This is a genomic window from Gordonia sp. 852002-50816_SCH5313054-c (genome assembly GCF_001665925.1).
Lineage (GTDB): Bacteria > Actinomycetota > Actinomycetes > Mycobacteriales > Mycobacteriaceae > Gordonia > Gordonia jacobaea.
This window is the reverse complement of sequence record NZ_LZTE01000029.1, coordinates 39841-61379: the sequence shown is the minus strand read 5'-3', so window position 1 is coordinate 61379 and position 21539 is coordinate 39841. Positions and strand designations below refer to the sequence as shown.

At 65.7% G+C, this 21539-nt stretch carries 19 protein-coding genes; 4 read left to right on the top strand and 15 right to left on the bottom strand.

Translation table 11 applies throughout. The annotated features are described in order from the left end of the window. Positions 1 to 35: 35 nt before the first annotated feature. Positions 36 to 608, top strand: coding sequence for a zf-HC2 domain-containing protein (locus A5788_RS04645; RefSeq protein WP_064870182.1), 573 nt, complete (start codon positions 36 to 38; stop codon positions 606 to 608). A gap of 22 nt (positions 609 to 630) precedes the next feature. Here A5788_RS04645 and A5788_RS04640 read toward each other — a convergent pair whose 3' ends face one another. The 10 genes from A5788_RS04640 to A5788_RS04595 all read right to left on the bottom strand — a co-directional run bounded on the left by A5788_RS04640 (position 631) and on the right by A5788_RS04595 (position 12005). Continuing rightward, the gene (locus A5788_RS04640) at positions 631 to 2886 is read right to left on the bottom strand and encodes a heavy metal translocating P-type ATPase (protein ID WP_442902895.1); all 2256 of its coding nucleotides are present in this window, start codon (positions 2884 to 2886) and stop codon (positions 631 to 633) included. Positions 2887 to 3116: 230 nt separating this feature from the next. Then, positions 3117 to 3824 (bottom strand): vitamin K epoxide reductase family protein, encoded by a 708-nt coding sequence (locus A5788_RS04635; protein WP_049698814.1) that lies wholly within the window; start codon positions 3822 to 3824, stop codon positions 3117 to 3119. A gap of 40 nt (positions 3825 to 3864) precedes the next feature. Then, on the bottom strand, positions 3865 to 4602 hold the full coding sequence (locus A5788_RS04630) for a DsbA family protein (protein ID WP_049698815.1): 738 nt from the start codon (positions 4600 to 4602) through the stop codon (positions 3865 to 3867). A 169-nt stretch (positions 4603 to 4771) separates the two neighbouring features. After that, on the bottom strand, positions 4772 to 5356 hold the full coding sequence (gene sigC, locus A5788_RS04625) for an RNA polymerase sigma factor SigC (protein WP_049698816.1): 585 nt from the start codon (positions 5354 to 5356) through the stop codon (positions 4772 to 4774). Between the two features lie 24 nt (positions 5357 to 5380). After that, complete coding sequence (locus tag A5788_RS04620) at positions 5381 to 6109, bottom strand: aspartate/glutamate racemase family protein (protein WP_049698817.1); 729 nt, start codon at positions 6107 to 6109, stop codon at positions 5381 to 5383. A 120-nt stretch (positions 6110 to 6229) separates the two neighbouring features. Beyond that, positions 6230 to 7888: an NCS1 family nucleobase:cation symporter-1 gene (locus tag A5788_RS04615; RefSeq protein ID WP_049698818.1), complete on the bottom strand. Its 1659-nt coding sequence runs from the start codon at positions 7886 to 7888 to the stop codon at positions 6230 to 6232. 127 nt (positions 7889 to 8015) lie between these two features. Continuing rightward, complete coding sequence (locus tag A5788_RS04610; RefSeq protein ID WP_049698819.1) at positions 8016 to 8744, bottom strand: DUF1275 family protein; 729 nt, start codon at positions 8742 to 8744, stop codon at positions 8016 to 8018. Beyond that, positions 8738 to 10201 carry an amidase family protein gene (locus tag A5788_RS04605; RefSeq protein ID WP_049698820.1) on the bottom strand — a complete coding sequence of 488 codons (1464 nt, stop codon included), beginning with the start codon at positions 10199 to 10201 and terminating at the stop codon, positions 8738 to 8740. The genes A5788_RS04610 and A5788_RS04605 overlap by 7 nt, the downstream gene beginning before the upstream one ends. Next, positions 10198 to 11337, bottom strand: coding sequence for an acetamidase/formamidase family protein (locus tag A5788_RS04600; protein WP_231894072.1), 1140 nt, complete (start codon positions 11335 to 11337; stop codon positions 10198 to 10200). The genes A5788_RS04605 and A5788_RS04600 overlap by 4 nt, the downstream gene beginning before the upstream one ends. Beyond that, the gene (locus A5788_RS04595) at positions 11334 to 12005 is read right to left on the bottom strand and encodes a FadR/GntR family transcriptional regulator (protein ID WP_064868441.1); all 672 of its coding nucleotides are present in this window, start codon (positions 12003 to 12005) and stop codon (positions 11334 to 11336) included. Before A5788_RS04595 ends, A5788_RS04600 begins: the two co-directional genes overlap by 4 nt. A 155-nt stretch (positions 12006 to 12160) precedes the next feature. Here A5788_RS04595 and A5788_RS04590 point away from each other — a divergent pair, with 155 nt between their 5' ends. After that, entirely contained in the window at positions 12161 to 13417 is a 1257-nt protein-coding gene (locus tag A5788_RS04590; protein ID WP_049698822.1) for an amidohydrolase family protein, read from the top strand. After that, on the top strand, positions 13410 to 14042 hold the full coding sequence (locus tag A5788_RS04585; RefSeq protein WP_049698823.1) for a DUF1097 domain-containing protein: 633 nt from the start codon (positions 13410 to 13412) through the stop codon (positions 14040 to 14042). Before A5788_RS04590 ends, A5788_RS04585 begins: the two co-directional genes overlap by 8 nt. On the opposite strand, the gene A5788_RS04580 is transcribed toward A5788_RS04585, so the two are convergent. The 4 genes from A5788_RS04580 to A5788_RS04565 form a co-directional block, all read right to left on the bottom strand. After that, positions 14013 to 14723, bottom strand: a complete 711-nt coding sequence (locus A5788_RS04580; RefSeq protein ID WP_197494452.1) for a GntR family transcriptional regulator — start codon at positions 14721 to 14723, stop codon at positions 14013 to 14015. The two genes, A5788_RS04585 and A5788_RS04580, sit on opposite strands and share 30 nt — an antisense overlap. Further along, positions 14716 to 16764 carry a S9 family peptidase gene (locus A5788_RS04575; protein ID WP_152930050.1) on the bottom strand — a complete coding sequence of 683 codons (2049 nt, stop codon included), beginning with the start codon at positions 16762 to 16764 and terminating at the stop codon, positions 14716 to 14718. The genes A5788_RS04580 and A5788_RS04575 overlap by 8 nt, the downstream gene beginning before the upstream one ends. Next, the gene (locus A5788_RS04570; RefSeq protein WP_049698824.1) at positions 16761 to 18563 is read right to left on the bottom strand and encodes an N-acetylglutaminylglutamine amidotransferase; all 1803 of its coding nucleotides are present in this window, start codon (positions 18561 to 18563) and stop codon (positions 16761 to 16763) included. Before A5788_RS04570 ends, A5788_RS04575 begins: the two co-directional genes overlap by 4 nt. A 79-nt stretch (positions 18564 to 18642) precedes the next feature. After that, positions 18643 to 19164, bottom strand: coding sequence for a hotdog fold domain-containing protein (locus tag A5788_RS04565; RefSeq protein ID WP_049698825.1), 522 nt, complete (start codon positions 19162 to 19164; stop codon positions 18643 to 18645). A 36-nt stretch (positions 19165 to 19200) separates the two neighbouring features. Between A5788_RS04565 and A5788_RS04560 the strand changes: the two genes are divergently transcribed. Beyond that, positions 19201 to 20763: an anion permease gene (locus A5788_RS04560; protein WP_049698826.1), complete on the top strand. Its 1563-nt coding sequence runs from the start codon at positions 19201 to 19203 to the stop codon at positions 20761 to 20763. A gap of 3 nt (positions 20764 to 20766) precedes the next feature. Here the strand turns inward: A5788_RS04560 and A5788_RS04555 are convergent, their stop codons facing one another. After that, entirely contained in the window at positions 20767 to 21516 is a 750-nt protein-coding gene (locus tag A5788_RS04555) for a succinate dehydrogenase/fumarate reductase iron-sulfur subunit (RefSeq protein ID WP_049698827.1), read from the bottom strand. Positions 21517 to 21539: the final 23 nt, after the last annotated feature.

Here is a 21539-nt window from a genome sequence, read left to right as displayed (position 1 = left end):
GTTCGACGGCTTGACCGCGCGAGGAGAATGACACCATGCGATGTGAGGTGGCGCGGGAGTCGCTGTCGGCGCGAATCGACGGCGAGCGTGAGTCGGTGCCCGCTGCGCGCGTCGATGAGCACCTCGCTCAGTGCCCCGCATGCCAGCGCTGGTACAGCACCGCACAGGGCATGAACTTCGCGGCGGCCGACCTGGCGCCGGACCTCAGCACGACGATCCTCGAGGCGTCGCAGACATCCGAACCCGATGGCACACAGCGTCGTCGAAACGCCGACGGCATCACGCGTCGTCGCAACGCCGACGAGATGAGCCGGGTGGTCGTTGCCCTCCACGCCGCGTCCGTCGCATGTGCCGTCGCCGCAGTCGTCTTGAGCGTCGGCTATCTCAGTGGCTCCGCGCCGCTGTGGTATCCCGCGGTGCAGATCGCGCTCGCGGTCGTGGCAATCGTGCTCGCCGTTGCCGCGCGGGTCAGTTCACGACGTCGTGGCCGGGTGGCACGTCAGATACCCAGTGCCGCAACGAATGTCGACGACGCCGCTCGTGACGGCGACACGGCGTCGGACGTCACCGACCTTGCCGCGCTGCGCGCAAAGCGCAACGCGGGATAGCACCCGACACCGTGGACCGGCGCTACTTCCGTGCGCCGAAGTGCTGTAGTCGCAGGCTGTTGGAGACGACGAACAACGACGACAGGGCCATCGCCGCGCCCGCGATCAGCGGGTTGAGCACGCCGGCCGCGGCGATCGGGATGGCCGCGACGTTGTAGCCGAACGCCCAGATCAGGTTGGTTCGGATCGTGCGCTGGGTGGCACGCGCCAGGCTCAGCGCGGCGGGGGCGGCCCGCAGGTCGTCGCGCACCAGCACGACGTCGGCAGCCCCGATCGCGACGTCGGTGCCGCGACCGATCGCGACGCCGAGATCTGCGGTGGCCAGGGCTGGACCGTCGTTGATGCCGTCGCCGACCATCGCCACCGAGTGCCCAGCCTCCTGCAGTTCGCGGATCGCGTCGACCTTGGCGTCGGGAAGCACCTCGGCGACCACGTCGGTGATACCGACCTCGTCGGCGACCGCGTGTGCGGCGCCGGAGTTGTCGCCGGTCAGCAGCACGGTGCGCATGCCCGCGGCCTGCAGGGCGGCGATGGCGGGTGCGGCACTGGACTTCACGGTGTCGGCGACGGCGATCAGTCCGCTCAGTCGGTCGTCGACGGCCACGTAGATCGCGGTCTCGCCCTTGGCTTCTGCGTCTCGACGACGACGAGCGGTCGCCGCCGGAATCACGCCACCCGCGTCGTCGACCGACTGCGACACCCAGCGAGGTGACCCGACGGTGACCCGATGCCCGTCGACCGTTCCGACAACGCCGCGTCCGGGTTCGGCGCGGAAGTCGGTGACCTCGAGGCGGTCCGCCTCGTCGACCGCGGCGACGATCGCCGAACCGACGGCATGCTCGGACGCGGATTCGACGGCACCCGCCAGCGCAAGCAGGCGCTCATCGGAGAGCTGCGCCTCGTCGTCGCTGTACACCTGCGTCACCGACAGTGCGCCCTCGGTGACGGTTCCGGTCTTGTCGAAGACGACGGTGTCGATGTAGCGGGAGGTATCGAGCGCCTGATAGCCCTTGAGGAAGATGCCCAACTGGGCACCGCGGCCGGTCGCGACCATCACGGCGATCGGCGTGGCGAGACCCAGGGCGCACGGACATGCGATGACCAGCACTGCCAGTCCTGCGGCGACCGCACGCTCGACGGGACCGCCTGCGAGCAGCCACGCACCAACCGTCACCACGGCGATCGCGACGACGACCGGCACGAAGACACCGGCGACACGGTCGGCGAGGCGCTGGGCGTTGGCCTTACCGGTTTGAGCCTCCTCGACCAGACGCATCATGCCTGCGAACGCGGTATCGGGTCCGACGGCCGCGGCCTCGACGATCAGGCGCCCGTTGAGTGCGGTGGTTCCGCCGATCACAGGTTCACCCGGCTCGACGTCGACCGGCTTCGATTCGCCCGTCATCGCGCTCATGTCGACGGCGGCAGATCCCTCGATGACCAGGCCGTCGGTGCCGATCGTCTCGCCCGGACGGACGACAAAACGCTGGCCCTCCGACAGTTCACCCGCGGGGATGCGCATCTCGGTGCCGTCGCGCAGCAGGACCGAGACGTCCTTGGCGCCGAGCGCGGCCAATGCCCGCAGTGCGCCGCCCGCACGGGAGCGTGCTCGCGCCTCGAAGTAGCGGCCGGCAAGGACGAGCACGGTGACGCCGGTCGCGACCTCGAGATAGATCGAGTCGGCGCTCCAGATGGCAGCCCACACACCCTGCGACGCCGCCGATTCGGTGTCCGTGGCGAAGAACATCGAGTAGAGCGACCACCCGGCCGCGGCGAGAACACCCAGCGTGACAAGCGTTTCCATGGTCGCGTTGCCGGTGCGGAGGTTCTTTGCGGCGACGCGGTAGAAGGGCCACGCGCACCACGTCAGGATCGGTAGCGCCAGCGCCAGGAGCAGCCACTGCCATCCCGTGAACCTCGTCGACGGCACGACGGCGAACACGATCGACAGGTCTGCGAGAGGGATGAAGAGGATCAGCGCGACGGCGAGTCGACGGAACAGGCGTTTGGCCTCGTCGCCATCGGTGTCGGGAATGGGGGTGGGAGTGTCGCTGCGGACGCTTGCGCCGTAACCGCTCGCGTCGACGACCTCGCACAGCGTGTCGGCGTTCACGTCGTTGGCGGCGTCGATCGTCGCGACGCGCGTTGCGTAGTTCACCGACGCCTTGACGCCGTCGACCTTGTTGAGCTTGCGCTCGACCCTCGCTGCGCACGCGCCGCAGGTCATACCCGTCACGTCGAGCTGGATTCGTTGCAGTGCGTTCCCGGCGTCGGCGATTCCTGCGTGGGCCGACTCGGGTTCTCCGGTCGAGCTCGTGCGGGATTCCAGCGTGGTCACATCGTCCTCGATCTCTTCGTCCGTATACGCGCGCCGCGGCGTCGGGGATGACCCGACCGTTTGCGACCACCCGTCTACGACGATCCGCCGGCCGCGCACGTACTCCTACAAGTATGTCGTCTGCGGGTGCCGGACAGTTCCCGAGGATTTTCCCGAAGGCGTCTACCGCGTCAGATCAGGGTCTGCCAGTAGTCCCAGAATTCGACGAGGATGGCGACGATCACGATGGCGTACCAGACGGGCAGCGCGACCCACAGCCAACCGCGAATCTCGCGGCCGCGTGGGCTGTCGCCGATGACACGGTTGATGCTCAGCACGAGAATGATCGGCACGACGACCCACACGACCAGGCAGTACGGGCACAACGCGTGGATCTTGTACAGCGCGGAGTATGCGAGGAAGTTGACGAACACGAAGCCCGCGAGGCTTCCGAGTGTCATGCCGAGCCAGTACCAGCGGGGGAGGGCGATCCCGGCTACGGCGAGCACGCCTGTGACGATGACCACCGCGAACGCCGCGATGCCGATCAGCGGGTTGGGGAACCCGAACAGACCCGCCTGCCAACTCTCCATGACCGAGCCACACGAGATGACCGGGTTGAGCGAGCAACTCGGCACGTAGTCGGGGTTCTGCAGAAGGTGAATCTTCTCGATGGCGAGCGTCGACGCCGCGACGAATCCGAGGACCCCGAGGATGAGTAGCACCCACCCGGTGGGTCGGCTCACGTGCACGAGGCCGGTCAGACCTCGTGAACCCGACTGTTCGCCGGTGTCGGACCGGGCGACCTCCGAGTCGGCGTCGGCGCGCGTTGCGTCGATTGACTCCTTGTCGGTGTCGACGGGGACGTGCGCGTTGTCGTCGGCGTGTGTCGTGCTCATGGTTGGTGCCTCGCGTATCGGGTGCGATGGTGTCGGTCGGCTACTGCTTGTTCGCTGCCTCGTTGACCGCTGCAATGAGGGCATCCGGGGTGCTGAGCTGGACCGGCTGTCCGTTGATCTTGATGGTCGGCGTCGAGTTGACTCCCGAGTTGAGCGCCTTCTGGGTGGTGTCCTTCACGAAGCCGCTGAACTGCTCGTCGCCGATGCACTGCTTGAGGTTTGTCGCTCCGACCTGCTTGGCGATCGAGTTGAGCTCATCGTTGGTCAGGCCGGGACCACCCTCTTCGGGCTGCTGGGCGTAGAGCGCGTTGTGGAACTTGATCCAGGTGTCGAAGTTGCCGTCACCTGCGGTCGATTGCGCGACGCACGCCGAGGCATTGGCTGCGCGTGACGAGTAATTGGTGGTCGACATCCGGTCGAGGATGGCGATCGGCATGTAGTCGACGGCAACCTTCGGATTGCTGCGGATCTGCTCCATGGCACCGGCGAACTGGGTCTCGAAGGAGCGGCAGGCGGGGCACTGGAAGTCCTCGACAACCGTCACCGTGACGGGCGGGGTGGTGCCCTTGGGTGCTGTGGTGACGCGGTAGGCGTTGTCGGTGGCGACGGTGACATTGCTCGACGATCCGGTGGCCGACTCGTTCGAGACGAGCACCCAGACGCCGATTCCGACGGCCAGGGCGACCAGCACTACGGCTGCACCGATCTTCATCAGCAGGGAACGGCGCTTCTCTGCCGCTCGCGGGTCAACGATCGGCTTGCGACGCTTGTCGGCCACAGGTCCCTCACATCTCTTTCGCTCGTCATCTGGGGTGAGGACCGACCACATCGTCGCGACACGAATGCGCCGATACGGCTGGATAACGGTCCGTCGCCGTTCTCAAGGGTACGCAAACCTGCCTGAGAAAAGGCATAAGGCTTAGGTCCTGACCGGCGTCGCCTGCAGGTCAGCTGGTGCGTTCACCCCGATGAGGAGTGTTGGCCGCGCCGATCAGCGCTTCGCGTGCGCGGGCGACGCGCGAACGCACCGTACCGACCGGGCAGCCGGTGACCTCGGCAGCCTCCTGGTACGACAGCCCGAGGACCTGCGTCAACACGAGAGCTTCACGTCGTTCCGGAGGTAGATCGTCGAGCAGGAGATTGACGTCGACGACGTCTTCCCACCCCGTCGAGCGCGGCTGCCGGGTATCCGCGGCGTCGATCCAGTCCACGCCGCCCGCGATGCGCGGACGCGACATTGCGCGGCGTACGTCGTCGGCGCAGACGCGTCGCGCGATGGCGAGGAGCCAGGTGCGGGCCGTCGAATTGCCCGCGAAGCGTGGAAGCGAGCGGATCGCCCTGAGGTAGGTCTCCTGCGTCAGGTCGTCGGCGACGCGGGGGTCGGCGAGATGTGCGACGAATCGCCAGACGTCACGCTGTGTCTCCCGCACGAACTGCTCGAGCGCCCGACGGTCGCCACGAGCTGCCGCGAAGGCCAGTTCGGTGACTTCAGCGTCGTGGTCGGACGCCGATCGATCGGCGGGGACGGTCATGGGGATCAACCCTAACCTGCGGGGTCATCGCGGATCGAGCTCGGGCGGCAGACCGCGGTACTCCTTGACCGGTGGTGCGGCGAACTCGCCGGACGCGGTACCCGTGTGCAGGCCCATCGCGGCCATCGCCGAGAGCATCCCGACACCGGCGGCGACGCCGTCGATGACGGGGACTCCGAGGTCGGCGGAGAGTTCGGCCGCGAGGTCGGCCATGCCCGCGCATCCGAGCACGATGGCGTCGGAACCGTCCGTCGCGAGCGCTTCACGGCATGCCTTCGCGAGGATCTCGGCGGTGTCGGGGTTGGTCTCGAGGTCGAGCACGGCGATCTCACACGCATGGATGCCGCGACACTGCGTGCTGAATCCGTAGTGCGCCACGAGATCTGCGGCTCGTCCGATCGTCCGGTGCAATGTGGTGACCACCGAGAACCCTCGGCCGAGCGGCGCGGCGAGATGCATTGCGGCCTCGGCGATCCCGAGGACCGGTGCCACAGCCAGTTCACGAGCGGCGTCGAGGCCGGGGTCGCCGAAGCACGCAACCAGATATCCGTCGGCGTCGGGGTTGGCGCTGATGGCCCGAAGTAGTCCCGGGACAGCGAGTGCCTCGTCGACGTGGCTCTCGATCGACGAGGGGCCGGCTTCGGAGGTGATCGCGACGATTTCGGCGTCCGGCCGTGCCACCGACCGTGCTGCGGCGGCGATCACCGCGGTCATCTCCGCGGTCGTGTTGGGGTTGATGACGCACAACTTCATCGGTGTGGTTGTCTCCCTTGCCTTCTCATGTGGCGTCGTTCTGAGGTGTTGACCAGAGCCTCGTGGCGACATCGCGATCCGCGCAGTTGCGTCGGATGCGGTGTCGCCACGAGGCGGGTGTCAGGATGCAGGTTCGGCCTCGGCGCTCGACGTCGAATCCGCTGTGTCCTTTGCTTCGGCGGCAGGGCTTGCCGTCGGCGAACCGGGAAGCATGGTGCCGTCGGCGGCGACCTCCATGTCGGTCGTGATGGTCGCTGCCGGGACGTGCATGCCGTGGAGGAAGTACGGCGAGGCCAACTTCATTCCGGCGTAGTAGAAGATGAAACCTGCTGCGGCGCCCATGAACCAGGTGAAGCTGGCCTCGTACGAGGTGCCCCAGATGACGAAGCAGATCGGGATGATCGATGCGAGCACCACCGAGATGACCGCAACCGGGTTCCAACCACCGCGGTAGTGGTAGGCGCCCTCGGGGCTCATGGTGAACAGGTCGTCGACGATGATCTTCTGCTTCTTCACGAGGTAGAAGTCAGCGATGAGAATGCCGAACAGTGGTCCGATCACGGCCCCGAGGGTGTCCATCGTGTAGTGAATTGCGCTCGGGTTGTTGAACAGATTCCACGGCGTGATGATGACCGAGCCGATCGCCGCGATCATGCCGCCCATGCGCCAGGAGATCTTGGTGGGCGCGACATTCGAGAAGTCGAATGCTGGGGAGACGAAGTTGGCGACGATGTTGATGCCGATGGTGGCGATCGCGAAGGTCAGTACGCCGAGAACGGCGGCCGTGGTGTTGTCGATTTGGTCGACGATGTGCACGGGGTCGGTGACGATCTTGCCGTCGGCGTCGCGACCGATCACGGTGGCGCCCGCCGAGACGGTGCACACGACGAGGATCGAGAAGAAGAGGAAGTTGACCGGGAGACCCCAGAAGTTGCCCTTCTTGACCTCGCCGAAGGTCTTGCCGTAGCGAGAGAAGTCGCCGAAGTTGAGCATCGGGCCCGAGAAGTAGGAGACCACGAGGGCGAATGCGCTGATCATCATCGTGATGGTCGGCCACGTTCCGCTGATACCGGAGCCCTCCGACAGATCGAAGTGCACATTGCTCCAGCCCGCCTTGGCGATCAGGTACACCGCGAGCGCGATCATCACGACGTAGACGGCAGGTCCGCAGAAGTCGATGAACTTGCGGATGGTGTCCATGCCGTTCCAGAAGACGAGCGCCTGCAGCACCCACATCACGACGAAGCCGGCCCAGCCGAGTAGTGACAGGCCGAGGAACGCGTGCGAACCGTTCTCGCCGTAGGGCTCGAGTGCCGGCCAGAATTTCAGCGCCAGCAAACCGAATGCCGTCGATGCCAGATATGTCTGAATTCCGTACCAGACAACGGCAATGGAGCCGCGGATGATTGCCGGGATATTGGCGCCCTTGACGCCGAAGCAGATTCGCGTGGTGACCGGGTACGGCACGCCGGCCTGCTGGGACGGCTTGGCCACCAGGTTGCAGAGTATGTTGACGGCGACGATGCCCACCAACAGTGAAACGAGCACCTGCCACGACGAGATGCCCAGTGCGAAAAGGCTTCCGGCGAATACGTACCCGCCGACGCTGTGCACGTCCGACATCCAGAACGCGAAGATGTTGTACCAGGTCCAGCTCTGCTCTTTCAGCGGAGCCAGATCCTCATTCGTCAATTGCTGGTCGTAGCCGACCTTGATGATGCTTTCGCCCGCCGCACTATGGTGCTCGGTGGCGATCTGCGCGTCGGATGAAGCGCTCATGATTCTCCTCGGGGCATTGGTGACATCGGAGTGGTCTCCGAAGTGCCTGAGTCGAAACTAAGAACCCTTTGTTACCCGACAATTAACACACAAATATATTCCGCGTCACACCGAATATATTCGCACGTCAGTCCGCATTGGCGGCGGAGTGCGTCGCGGAGCGGTGCCTTCGGCCGGTGGGCGAATCGTGGACGGCACCGACGACGGCGACCACGGCGATCACCACACCCGCGACGAGTAGTGCTGTGCCCATGTGGACGCGCATCAACACCACGCCGAGTGCCGCGCCCGCGATCAGCGAGATGACCGCGGCGGTGCGTCGACCTGTTCCACCGCCTTTGCCGGACCCGAAGAAGGAGTCGGCGGCGAGGCCGGTGATGGTCGAGGTCACGACGACGGTCGTCACGTCCTTGACGGCGACGGCGCGCGCCGCGGCGGCTTGAATGCCCATCGCGGTGGCCGCGATTGTCGTCACCGTGATCATCACCGCATGTTCGGGCTGGTCGCCGGAGATGAACAGCGTGATGGCCAAGGCGACCATCGTCGCGGAGACCGTTGCGAACAGGACCGTGGTGCCAAGCGTCCATCGACGCTCGGCGTGTCGCAGTGTGCGCCCACCGATAGCTGCACCAATCATGAAGCCCGCAAGGGCCATTGCGGGTCCGAGGATGGGCAGGCCGGAACCACCCGCGAGCGCCATGCCGAGGATCACCACGTTGCCGGTCATGTTGCCGGTGAAGACCTTGTCGAGGCCGAGATAGCCGACGGCGTCGTTGATGCCGGTGGTGAACGTGAGCGCCAGCATCAATGACAGGTGCATGCGTTCGGTGGGGATCGCGTGAATGCGGGTCAGCAACGCGAGAATCCTCCTTGATCGGGGGTGGCGGCGGGACTGGCGGACGCGAGTTCGATCGCCCGAGCGATGAGCGCGGTGTCGCTGCCGCGCGGACCGACGAGGCTGCGTCCGATGGGGCCATCCGACGTCTCGCGATCCGGGAACGTCACCGCGGGTCGACCGGTTGCCGCCGCGATCGCGGTCAGTTGCAGTGTGGCCGTTCGGGTCTTCTCGACCTCTGCGTCGGATGCCCAACGGCGGGGTGCGGCCGTTGCCGCTGCGGGAATGTCGAGGACATCATCGCCGAGTTGCTCGTCGAACTGCGCTGCGAGGGCCGCTAGTTCGTCAAGGGCCCGGGCGTCGTCGTCGGCATCGATGGCCGCAGCCACGGCGAAACGTGCGGCCGCTGATCCCTCGAGTGCACCTGGATGCGCGGTGATCCAGTCGCCGTGGACAGACCATGCCTGGAATGCCTGGTGTACGCGGAATGCCTCGGCAAGGCGGGCGAGTTCACCGTCGTCGATGTCGAGATCGTCGAGTGTCGGCATGCCGGAACCGATGTCGGTCGTCGACCGGGCGTCGAGCAGTGTCGTGGTCGCCAGTGCGAGAAGGTCGGGGTCGCGACTCAGCAGGCCGATGGTGTCGAAATCCGGTGCCAGCGCCAACAACCCGCGCGTGGAGATGGACCCGTGCGTGGAACGCAGGCCCCACAGCCCCTGATACGACGCGGGAGTGCGGATCGACCCGGCGGTGTCGGTCGCGAGCCCGAGGTCGGCGTCGCCGTGGGCTACCGCGCTTGCCGGGCCACTCGACGAGCCCCCGGGAAGCGCTGCCGGGACCGCGGCGTTGGGAGGTGTTCCGTAATGCTGGTTGTCGCCCGCCATCGAGTAGGCGAACTGGTCGGTGCGGGCGATGCCGCGAATGTGTGCACCCGAGTTCAGCAGCCGCGCAACGGCCGCGGAGTGCTCGGTTGCGGCCGGGACCGACCGTTCGTATGCGGGTACCCCGCCGCCGGTGGGGAAACCGGCAACTGCGAAAACATCTTTCACAGCGACCGTCGTTCCGGTCAGCGGTCCCGGTGCTGCCGCCTCGATGAGTGGATCGCCGACGACTCGCCACACCGTCGAATCGAATCCGCGACGCGGCGTGCTCGTGTGGACCGTGACGAGGCGCCAGGTCGCGTCGTGACGTCGCCACACCTGCGACTGCACGGCCCTGCCTCCTTCGGGAACGTCGTAGACGACGAGTGCGCTACCGAGATCGATTCCGCAACTCCAGGTATGGACGTCGATCAGGCTGCCGATGGCGTGTGTGAGCGCGCCCGAACGCAGGGTGTCGGCGACACCGTGGAGTACCCCGGGGCCTGCGACGCAGGTGATGTCGGTGCACAGAAACCGGTGCATGGCGCTGTGGTCGTCTGCTGCTGCCGCTGCCCAGAATCGACGTACGACGGCGTCGAGGTCGTCGGGTGCGGTCACTGCGCGAAATCCGATCGTCGAATCCGCGCGTGCACGCCCTTCACCAGGTCGACGACCTGAGAGATGTTGAAATCCGTTGCGGCGCTGAGATAGGCGAGGGCCTGCGCGGGTTCCATGCCGTACCGCACGCCCAGCAGCGAGATCGCGGAGCGCACGCAATTCTGCACGGCGACGTCGAGGTCGGGGTCGAGGCCCGTCGGAATCAGGAAGTCTCGGGTTTCGGCGATCGGTGCCACGAGTTCGCCGAAGCGCGCGGTCACGTCGGAGGCAGGGATCACGTCGAATCGGATGGTCGCCCGTAGTGACGCCTCGAGCGCGGTCAGCGCGACCTCGCCGTCGCCCTGCGCGAAGTGCGGATCACCGACATACGCCAGCGCGCCGGGAACCTGCACCGGCAGATAGAGGGTCGCACCCTCGGTCAGGAGCGTGAGGTCGAGGTTGCCGCCGTGCGGACCGGGCTGAATCGAGTTGAGTCGCACGTCGCCCGCGGCTGCCACACCCATGATGCCCAGGAACGGCGCAAGCGGAAAGCGCGCGGCCAGTTGTGGATTCGACGTCGACAGGGGTAGAACTCCGCGGGCATCGTCGCCCTCGCCCTCGACCGACACGAATGCGCTGTACGTCGCACCGCCGAGCGGGTACTCGCCAGGCAGTGAACCGCGACCGTGGCGATTCGACACGACGCCGTAGGGGACTCGACGCCTGGTCTCCACGACGGTCATCGCCAGAAGATCGCCCGGCTGCGCTCCACGCACCTCGATTGGCCCGGTCACGACATGCGGTCCGTCGACGCCCTGGACATGCGTGCGGTCGGAGGCGCACAGGGCGACTGCCTCGTCGAGCACCATGTCGGGGTCGACGCCGTGCGTACCGAAGAAGGCGCGGGGATCACGACCCTGGTCGGAAAGGATGCCTTCGTGGCTGAGGGTGTCGATGGTGACGCTGGTGCCCGGGTCGATCGACATGATGGCGGTGTCGGCCGCGCAGGGCAGATCGCCCCAGAACACGTCGTCGGGTCGGCAGTCGAGGTAGTCATCGCCGATGATCGGGCCTGAACCCGCTGGGAGGATGACGTTCTCACTCGCGGCGTGCACGGTCCCGGTTTTCTGCATAGTCCCGGCTTTCTGAATCGTCACTGATTGCTCCGTTCGACGAGTCGGACGACCTCTTCGAGGTGTGCGGTCATGGCTGCGACCGCCTGGTGGTGGTCGTTGGCGCGTACGGCCTCGAGGATGTCGCGGTGGCCGTTGTAGGAGTTGCGTCGACCTTCGCGGGTGGCGTGCGAGCGCGCGCGGACCGTCTGGACCCACCCCGCACTGAGTTGGCAGAGCGACACCAGCAGCGGGTTGCGTGCTGCTCGAGCGAGTTGCATGTGGAAGGCGACATCCTGGGCGAGTGATTCGGTGGGGTTGAGGCCCGTGTGGGTCGACGCCAGGATTGATTCGAGCGCAACGAGATCCGACGCCGTGGCCCGGTCGGCGGCGAGTCCCGCGACCTGCGGTTCGATCAGCATCCGCAGTTCGGCGACGTGATCCTCTTCCGCGTCGTCGCTCATCGTCTCCAATAGCGCAGTGGCGTTGGCCGAGCGTGGCGCGACGACTGTTCCGCGACCGGGCGTCCTGGTGACGAGCCTGCGCTGCTCGAGGTCGCTGAGTGCTTCGCGGATCGTGGTACGGGAGACCTCGAGATTCTCGGCGAGTACGCGCTCGGGCGGCAACTTGTCGCCGGGAGAGAGGTCGTCGACCACCATTTTCTCCAGGTAGGCGGCAGTGCTGGCACTGAGTGTGTGTCCGCGACGCAGCATGCGCTCTCCTTGTTTCAGTCGAACTTGGTCTCTTGGTATGACCAACTTTAACCGATGCGTTACGACTCGTGCAGTGCGAGGAAACAACTCCGATCGAAGGTGGAGACAGATCTTGACGCCGATCGACGCGGCGTCGAACACCGAAGGAGCGACCAATGGACCTGGTTCTGCGCGACGTACGGTTGTCTGACGATGCCCCACTCGTCGACATCGAGATCGACGACGGGCACATCCGCGAGATCTGTTCGCAGAGCACGGCTGAGGCGGACGAGACAATCGAATGTGCGGGCCGCGTGGTGATTCCGGGCTTGATCGAGTCGCACATGCACCTCGACAAGGCGCTCCTCGACAAGGAGGAACCCAACCGCGACGGCACGCTCGCGGGCGCGATTGCAGTAACCGGCGCGCTCAAGAGTCGATTCACCCCGGACGCCGTCGCCGCCCGTGCGCGGCAGGTGATCGATCAGGCGATCATCAACGGCACCAGTCTGATTCGAGCGCATCCCGATGTCGACCCGATCATCGGGTTGCTCGGCGTCGAGGTACTGCTCGAACTGCGCGACGAGTATCGCGGGCGCATCGATCTGCAGATCGTCGCCTTCCCGCAAGAGGGAATTCTCAAGGCGCCGGGCACCATCGACCTGATGCGCGAGGCACTGCGGCGCGGTGCCGACGTGGTGGGTGGGTGTACGTACAACGAAGCCGACGTCGTCGACTGTCACCGCCACATCGATATGGTCTTCGACCTCGCCGAGGAGTTCGGGGTGAGAGTCGACATGCACGCCGACTTCGCCGACGACGCTTCCGATCCGCGTTTCGGTCTGGCCGCACGGATAGCCGAGGTCACCGCAGCACGCGGTATGGCGGGGCGAGTCGCGGTGGGGCACATGACATCGTTGGCTGGCCTACCCGCCGGTGAACGTCGCGCCGTGCTCGCCGACCTCGCGGCGGCGGGAGTCGCGGTGGTTCCCCTGCCCGCGACCGACATTCACCTCGGCGGGCGCACCGACACCCACAACATTCGACGAGGTGTGGTTCCGGTGCGCGATCTGTGGGACGCGGGTGTGCAATGCGCCTTCTCGTCGAACAACGTGCGTAACGCCTTCACGCCCTACGGAAATGCTGACCTACTCGACATCGGCCTGTTTCTCGCGCAGGTCTCGCATCTGTCCGGTCCCGACGACCTCGCCAGGGTGCTGACCATGGCCACCTACTCCGCCGCCGACATCGTCGGTATCGCGGATAGGTACGGAATCGCGCCGGGCCGAAGGGCGGATCTCGTTGTGCTGTCGACCCACAGCGTCGCCGACGCGCTGCTCGATCGGCCGGACCGCTGCTTCGTCATCAAAGACGGGCGCATCGTCGCCCGTACCACCCGTACCACCGAACTGCTGGAGGTTGTCCATGCGTGACCGCATTCCCCACGAGATCGTTGCATCCATCCTCGCGGGCCTGACCGCGTTCATCGGCGGGACCGCGCTCAACCTACCGCCGTGGGCGATCTTCATCGGTTGGGCCGGAACGTTTTTGCTCGGCGGTCCGTCCTGGGCGAACGCCAGGCGCTTGTGGCTGACCATGCCGGTTGGGTCGACGTTCGCACTCGTCATCGTGCTCATCGATACGCACATCGGCACGATCGCCGGGGAGGGGCGGTTTGCGCAGAACCTCGTGCTTGCGGTGATCATCTTCGTGGTCAACTCGGCGTTGATGTTCTCCGGGAGGATCGGGGCGCTCGCGTTGATCCCGGGCATGTTCCTCGGCTTCGCCTCGTACTTTGCGACCTTCTTCGGTGGATTCGGGTTCGACGCGGGAAATCCCTGGGCCGCATGGGTATCGGTCGTCGCGATGAACTTCTTGGGACCGGTGTTCGCGTATCTGTCGGTACGCCTTGCCTTTCCGCGCGAGGTCTCTTCCGGCCACGTCGCGTCGGCAACCTCCGACATCTCCGTCGCGGCATCCGGTCATGAGGCGGACACCGAAGCCGAGCCGACGTCCCGGAATGTTCCGTCAGGCGAGGTCCGGTCGCACGCCGAGTGATTCGCTTGTCTCGATGATCGCTTCCTCGAGCCTGGCGTGATGAACGCTCGCGGCGGCAAGGACGGCCGACGTGTCGCGGGCGGTGAAGGCGGCGAGCAGGTCGGCGTGGTCGGAGTTCAGCTTCGCCTGGGTCGGGGCGTCGACGGAGCGCATCACCTGGAACGGTTCGGTGAGGTTCCACGTCGCGTCGAACATGTTGAGCAGGCGCGGCATCTCGCAGGGGGCGGTCAGCGTGGTGTGGAACCGCCGTGACACGTCGTGAAATGCCTTGCCGTCGTTGAACTTCGTCGCAGTCAGCAGTTCCTGGTGAAACTCGGTGGCCGCTGCGATCTGCGCGTCGGTGATGTTCGAGACGGACCGGGCGAGAGCGGCCTGTTCGAGAACTCCGCGAACGAAGTAGATCTCCTTGAGTTCGGCAAGGGACAGTTGGCTGACGTGGTATCCAGAATTACGCTGGTGATCGACAAGCCCCTCGCCGACAAGGGTTTTCAGTGCTTCACGGACGGGGATCGCGCTGACTCCGAACGCGTCGGCGATGTCGGCGGGCATGATCTGAGTGCCGGGAGGCGCCCCTCCGGAAAGAATGAGTCGACGCATCTCCTCGAGCACGTTTGCGCGGTCGTTACCCGACCGGGTCTCAGCAAGCTGGACGAGTAGGCGGTTGGTCATCTTGCTACTCATGGTGCACGTGCCCCTGCTTGCGGTCACGAACTTCGTGATGTGCCGCCGCCGCAGACGGGTGACGCGTGATCCATTGCGCCACAGCCTCGGTGAGCCGCTGCTGATTATGGCGCTTGACGATCTCGTGGCCCTCGTCGTCGAACATCAGGAGCTCGGCGATCCCGCCACGGGCACGCAATTCGTCGACCATCTGCTGGGATTCGCTGACCGGCACGTTGGTGTCGTGTGCGCCGTGGACCACCAGCAGCGGCGCGGTGATGTCGTCGATGCGGTGGATCGGTGAGAGATCGCGGAGTAGTTCGCGATCGGATTCGGGGTGCCCGTACTTGGTGTACGCCGCGACGGCGATCCACGGTTCGGTGTTCCGGAAGAACGACTCGAGATCGCTCATGCCGCAGATTGCGATGCCCGCGGCGAACACCTCGGGATGAAAGGTCAACGCCGCCAACGTGAGGTAACCGCCATACGAGCGGCCGGAGACGTAGAGGCGGTCGGGGTCGGCAACGCCGGACGAACACATGTGTGCCGCGCAATCGGCTGCGTCGTCGATGCCCGCATAACGGCCGTACCGGTCGTCGGCGTGAGAGAAAAGGCGACCGTAACCCGACGACCCGCGCACGTTGGGTGCGAACACCGATATTCCGGCGTCGACCAGTGGCCCGAACAAGAACTGGTAGTCGGGGCGGGTTTCGGCCTCGGGACCTCCGTGAAAGTACAGCAGGCATGGAGGTGGGCCCGCATCGGTACTCTTCGCGCGATACAGCCATCCGGACAACGGCATTCCGTCACGCGCGGAGAACTCGCGGTATTCCGGACGCAACGCCGACGACGGGCCGGTGCCTGTGATCACGTCGTCGCGGATCGGCGTCACCGACGATGTCGGCGTGTGCACGAGGTGTACGAGCGGCGAGTGCTGTGGGCACGAAATCGTCAGCGCGACAATGGTTCCGGCAGCACTGATCGACAGATCCGACGCGACGTCGCCGGGTAGCGGGATCGGATCGTGCAAGGTCTGATCCGGCAGCGTGAGAATCTGCAGCTCGCTTCGGCCACCCACGTTCCAGAGCATCGCGACTGTCGACTGGTCGTTGCTGACCGCGAACTCGTCGAGTCCTGCGCCCGCGCGCTGGGCGAGGACGCGGAAACGTTTGCCGGTCTTGGAGACCTCGACGCCGAGCAGGCGGGGGAACTTGGCGTCGAAATCGCTCGTGACCAAAGCCTGCACGCTGTCGAGATCGCGACTGGAATCCTGTGGGGGACCGACGAAGACGAGTGAAGGGTGGTCGAATCCCTGGTCGAGGATATAACCCTGGTCGGTCACCGAGCCGGGATCGTTGGGCAGGATGGTCGACATCGACATCTCGTCCGAATCGGCCGCGTCCTCAGCCTCGTTACGGCGGAGCAGCAGCATGTCGCGGAATCCGCGAGGGCCGACACGCAGGAGCGCCGCGCCCTTCCACGAGTCGATCAGCGCGCCGCCGACGCGGACGTCGAGTATCTCGGTCGCGCCCGTACCGGGATGTGCGCGAACCGAATACGCCGTGCCGTCGGGGGTCGTCGCGGTGATCAACACCCAATCGGTGTCCCAACCCACGAGTGAGACCGTGCCGAACGAACGTCGTGAACCGAGCGTCGCCCTGTTCGACCAATCGGATTCGGTCTCCTGACGGTTGCTGCCGATGCGATGCGACCTGTTGTCGTCGGGATCGGTGGTGACAACCCAGACCTGGTGGTGCTCACCGCCACTCGGCGCCAACTCGACGGCGAGCCATTCGCCGTCCATCGAGTGCACGAGCTTGCGGACGGGACCGGTTGCGGGGACGCTCACCCAGCGCAGCTCGCCGACACCCTCGGGCGACAACACACGTTGTGCCGCACGCGGATAGCCCGCGCCGTCGTCGACGATATAGGCGAACGCCCTGCCGTCCGGCGAGACCGACGGCCCGTAGGTGTGCCACCCACGATCGTCGAAGTTGACGAGAGTCGTCGCGTCGGCCTGCTCGTCGACGATTCCGGTGTCGGTGATGTCGTCCGCGCTCACCGTGGCGTGATGTCTTCCATGGCCTGCAGCCACATTTCGAGTACGGCGAGCTGCCACAGCTCGTTGGAATCGAGCGTGGTGCGCGTGCCGTTGGGATCGGCAAACAACCGGTCGAGGGTCTCCGGTCGATACAGCGCGCGGTCCTTCGCCGACTGCGCGCGCAGGGTATCGGTGACCAGATCGAGCACTCCGCCCTCGAGGTGGCGAATGCCGGGGACGGGGAAGTATCCCTTGGTGCGGTCGATCACCGCTGCGGGCAACAACTTTCGAGATGCCTCCTTGAGGACACCCTTGCCGCTCGGATTCAGCTTGAGGTCGGGCGGGCATGTCGCGGCGAGCTCGACGAATTGGTGATCGAGGAACGGCACGCGCGCCTCGAGGCCCCACGCCATCGTCATGGTGTCGACTCGTTTCACCGGGTCGTCGACCAGCATCACCGTCGTGTCGAGACGCAACGCGGCGTCGACGGCCGAATCCGCACCGGGAGCGGACTGGTGTGCGAGGGCGAATTCCCAACTGGGGTCGTAGTTGCTGTCGCCGAGCAGGTACTGATCGTTGAGCAGCGCCAGGACGTCGGCATGCGAGCGGTCGAAGAAGACCTCGCGGTAGGCCTTGGTGGTCTCTTCGCGTGCGATCCCCTGCAGCGGGGGATACCACGAGTAACCGCCGAGGATCTCGTCGGCGCCCTGCCCCGACTGCACGACCTTGATCGACTTGCTGACCTCCTGCGAGAGGAGATAGAACGCGACGCAGTCGTGGCTGATCATGGGCTCGCTCATGGCCGCGATGGTGTCGGGGACGGCGGGCAGGAGGCGATCGGTGCCGATGTGGATCTTGTGGTGGTCGGTGCCGAACGTCTCGGCGACGAGGTCGGAGTAGGCGTACTCGTCGCCCGATTCGCCTCCCGCGGAATCGAATCCGATGCTGAACGTCGCGAGATCCTTCTGCCCCTGCTCGGCGAGAAGTGCCACGACCAACGACGAATCGATTCCGCCGGAGAGCAGCACGCCGACCGGAACGTCGGCGACCATGCGACGTCGAACCGAGGTGCGCAGCGAATCCATCAGTTCGTCCTGCCAGCGCACCGCGTCCCAGTCGGCACGGCTGGGATCGGGCGCGAAAACCGGTTCCCAATAACGACGTTCGGTGCTGCGTCCGTCGGGTTGAATGACGCGCACTGTGGCGGGCGGCAATTTGCGCACGCCATTGTAGATGGTGTGGGGTGCGGGAACCACCGCGTGGAAGCTGAAATAGTGATGCAGCGCAACGCGATCGAGCGACGTGTCGACATCACCGGCGCGCAGCAGTGCCTGCAGCGACGACGCGAAGCGTAGACGTCCAGGAGTCTCCGACAGATAGAGCGGTTTGATCCCCAGCCGGTCGCGCGCGAGGGTCACCACACCGGAATCGGTGTCGACGACGGCGAAGGCGAACATCCCGATGAGGTGATCGACGCAGTCGGTGCCCCAGGCGTGGAACGCCTTGATGATCACCTCACTGTCGGCGTGGGAGAAGAAGCGGTAGCCCTTGCCCTCGAGTTCTGCGCGCAGTTCCTTGTAGTTGTAGATGCAGCCGTTGAACACCATTGCGAGGCCGAGTTCGGAGTCGACCATCGGCTGCGCGCCGCGCTCCGACAGGTCGATGATCTTGAGTCGTCGATGCCCGAGAGCCACCGACCCTTTCACGAACAGTCCTGAACCGTCGGGACCGCGACGGGTCATCGAGCAGGTCATGGTGTCGACGGCAGAGGCGTCGGGCGCCGAGCCGTCGAACCGGATTTCACCGCAGATGCCACACATATAGTCAGTCCTCTCGGTTGCTTGACTTGTTCAGCCTAGGAGTTTCGTCATGGCCCGGCAGGGCAAGTGGAGCGCCAGGTCACGCGGTCGGCGTCACCCAGGTGGTGATCTCGCAGTGAACGACCTCGACGCCGTGCGTGTCGGTGATCGAGATGGACACCACCACATCGCGTCCGGAGTCGATGACAGCGAAGTCGACGGGTTCGGCGAGTGTGGCGACGGCTGACAGGCGGGTGGTCGCCTTCGTCAGGTAGTCGGCGGTCATCCCCTTCGGAATCCATCGATGCGTCGTCGGTGTCGTCGCCTCCATCAGCATGCCCATCGCGACCTCGGCGAGGTTACATGCCGCGATGGCATGGAAGGTGTGGATGTGGTTGTAGACGCCGAACCACTTGGGTGCTGTGACCCTGCAGTATCCGGGCCGCATCTCGTCGACGTAGGGGAGGATCGTGCCGAAGTACGGCACCCGCACCGACATCCCGAGGGAGAAGAGTGCCTTTCCGAGCCCGTTGTCGGGCAGTTTTCGGCGCAGCGCGTAGGTGGGCGAAAGAGAAGGGCGCGTCGCGGGCGTTGGCGTAGATGACGATTTGGCGTCGGACATTGCCCGGATGCTACTCGGGCGAGGAACCTTGATGAGGTGACGCCTCCTTCCGAGAAGGACCCACCGCCCTCAGACCACCCGGATTCGACCGACAAGCCCAGTTCGACCGACCAGTCCGATTCCCCAGACCAGCCCAGTACCAGCGACCAGCCCGATTCGACCGACCACGCCGAACACCCGCACCACTTCCATCTCAGCCCGACCTGGTGGCGCGGTGGCATTCCACTGATCGTCGGCGTGATCATCTACTTCATCCCGGCTCCGGCCGGCGTCGACGCCAACGGCATGCACATGCTCGGGATCTTCGTCGCGACGATCCTGGGACTGATCCTGCAGCCGCTGCCGACGGGTTCGGTGGCGATCATCGGGCTCGCGCTGGCGATGGTCACCAAGACGATGACGCCCAAAGAGGCGCTCGCGGGCTTCTCGAACACGACCATCTGGCTCATCGTCGCGTCGTTCTTCATCGCCGAGGCGTTCATCGTCACGGGTCTCGGGCGTCGGGTTGCGCTGATCTTCGTGCGCGCAATAGGCAAGTCGAGTCTCGGGTTGGCGTACGGGATGGGGATCGCCGATCTCATCCTTGCTCCCGCGACGCCGTCGAACACCGCACGCGCGGGCGGAGTGATCTACCCGATCGTGCGATCGCTCGCCGAACTCGTCGACTCGACGCCGAAGACCGACGCCTCGCGGCGCAAGCTCGGCGCCTACCTGATGCTGACGGCGCTGCAGGTCAACGTGGTCACCTCCGCCATGTTCCTCACCGCGATGGCGGGCAATCCGCTGGCCCAGGAGGCCGCGGAGAAGATGAAGATCGAGATCACCTGGGGCAACTGGGCACTCGCCGCGATCGTTCCCGGTCTCGTCAGCCTCATCGCGACGCCGTGGGTGATGTCGAAGATCTACGCGCCGACGCTCAAGAAGACACCGGAGGCCCCCGCCCTCGCGCGCGACGAACTGAAGAAGAGTGGCTCGATGTCGCGCAACGAGTGGATTCTCGCCGCCACGTTCGTGCTGCTGCTCATCCTGTGGTGTCTTGGCAAACAACTGAACGTCGACGCCACGACCACCGCCTTCGCGGGCATCGCGATTCTTCTCGTCACCGGCGTGCTGACGTGGAAGGACATCGTCACCGACACCGGAGCGTGGCAGACGCTGATCTTCTTCGGTGTGCTTGTCGCGATGGCCGACGAACTCCGCAAGCTCAAGGTGATCGACTGGGTCGGCGACAAGGTGGCCTCCAGCGTCGACGGCCTGCCGTGGCTGGTGGCGTTCGCCGTCCTCACGCTCGTCTACTTCTACGTGCACTATCTGTTCGCGTCGAACACCGCGCAGATCGTCGCGATGTATGCCGTGTTCCTCGGTGCGGCGGTCGCCACCGGAGCGCCGCCGCTGTTCAGTGCGCTGGTCTTCGGTTTCATCGGCAGCCTGTTCGGCGGATTGGCCCACTACTCGTCCGGTCCGGCCGGTGTCATGTACGGGTCGGGCTACATCAAGACCAGTGAGTGGTTCCGCGTCGGCTTCCTGATGTCGGTGGTCAACATCATCATCTGGACCGCGATCGGCGCGCCGTGGATGAAGCTCATCGGGATCTGGTGACGCTCAATTCGCCTTGCGGCGCAATCCGAATCGCAACGCCTCGCGGTTGACCCCGGCGACGGCGTCGAGCGGAATCCCGGCCGGGCAGACGTCTGCGCACTCCCCGTAGGTGGAGCACGGGCCGAAGTCCTGTTCCATCTGCCCGGTGATCGCGTGCGCCCGCCTGCCACGCTCCTGTTTGCTCTGGGTCAGCGCGGCCAGATGGAGTAGTTTGGCGCCCGCGAACAGGTGCGCGGCACCGTTGGGGCAGGCGGCAACACACGCGCCGCAGCCGATGCAGGCCGCGTAGTCGAGGGCCTTCTCGCTGGTGTTGTGGTCGACGAGTTCGGCGTCGGCGTCGGGGGCCTGACCCGCCGCAACCGCGACGTGCCCGCCGGCTTCGATCACCCTGTCGAGTGCGGACCGGTCGACGACGAGGTCGCGGATGACCGGAAAACTGCTCGCGCGCAAGGGTTCCAGGCGCAGGTGCGTCGCGCCGTCGAAGTGTCGGAGGTGTTGCCGACACGACGGCGTGTTGGGTGTCGGACCATGCGGGCGCCCGTTCACCATCATCCCGCAGGCGCCGCACACGCCTTCGCGACAGTCGGAGTCGAAGGCGATGGGTTGCTCGCCCGCGTCGACGAGATGATCGTTGAGGCGGTCGAGGACGTCGAGCAGTGACATCTCGGCTGTCGCGTCGTCGACCACGTAAGTCTCGAAACGCCCGTCGTCGTCGGCGTCGGCCTGCCGCCAGGCTTCGATGGTGATTCTCATGCCGGCATCCTCACTGATCAAGT

Excerpts from the sequence above, each read along its gene's own strand:
- A5788_RS04645 (WP_064870182.1), top strand. The coding sequence starts at position 36 with ATGCGATGTGAGGTGGCGCGGGAGTCGCTGTCGGCGCGAATCGACGGC.
- A5788_RS04635 (WP_049698814.1), bottom strand. The coding sequence starts at position 3,824 with ATGAGCACGACACACGCCGACGACAACGCGCACGTCCCCGTCGACACC.
- sigC (WP_049698816.1), bottom strand. The coding sequence starts at position 5,356 with ATGACCGTCCCCGCCGATCGATCGGCGTCCGACCACGACGCTGAAGTC.
- A5788_RS04620 (WP_049698817.1), bottom strand. The coding sequence starts at position 6,109 with ATGAAGTTGTGCGTCATCAACCCCAACACGACCGCGGAGATGACCGCG.
- A5788_RS04615 (WP_049698818.1), bottom strand. The coding sequence starts at position 7,888 with ATGAGCGCTTCATCCGACGCGCAGATCGCCACCGAGCACCATAGTGCG.
- A5788_RS04595 (WP_064868441.1), bottom strand. The coding sequence starts at position 12,005 with ATGCTGCGTCGCGGACACACACTCAGTGCCAGCACTGCCGCCTACCTG.
- A5788_RS04590 (WP_049698822.1), top strand. The coding sequence starts at position 12,161 with ATGGACCTGGTTCTGCGCGACGTACGGTTGTCTGACGATGCCCCACTC.
- A5788_RS04585 (WP_049698823.1), top strand. The coding sequence starts at position 13,410 with ATGCGTGACCGCATTCCCCACGAGATCGTTGCATCCATCCTCGCGGGC.
- A5788_RS04580 (WP_197494452.1), bottom strand. The coding sequence starts at position 14,723 with ATGAGTAGCAAGATGACCAACCGCCTACTCGTCCAGCTTGCTGAGACC.
- A5788_RS04570 (WP_049698824.1), bottom strand. The coding sequence starts at position 18,563 with ATGTGTGGCATCTGCGGTGAAATCCGGTTCGACGGCTCGGCGCCCGAC.
- A5788_RS04565 (WP_049698825.1), bottom strand. The coding sequence starts at position 19,164 with ATGTCCGACGCCAAATCGTCATCTACGCCAACGCCCGCGACGCGCCCT.
- A5788_RS04555 (WP_049698827.1), bottom strand. The coding sequence starts at position 21,516 with ATGAGAATCACCATCGAAGCCTGGCGGCAGGCCGACGCCGACGACGAC.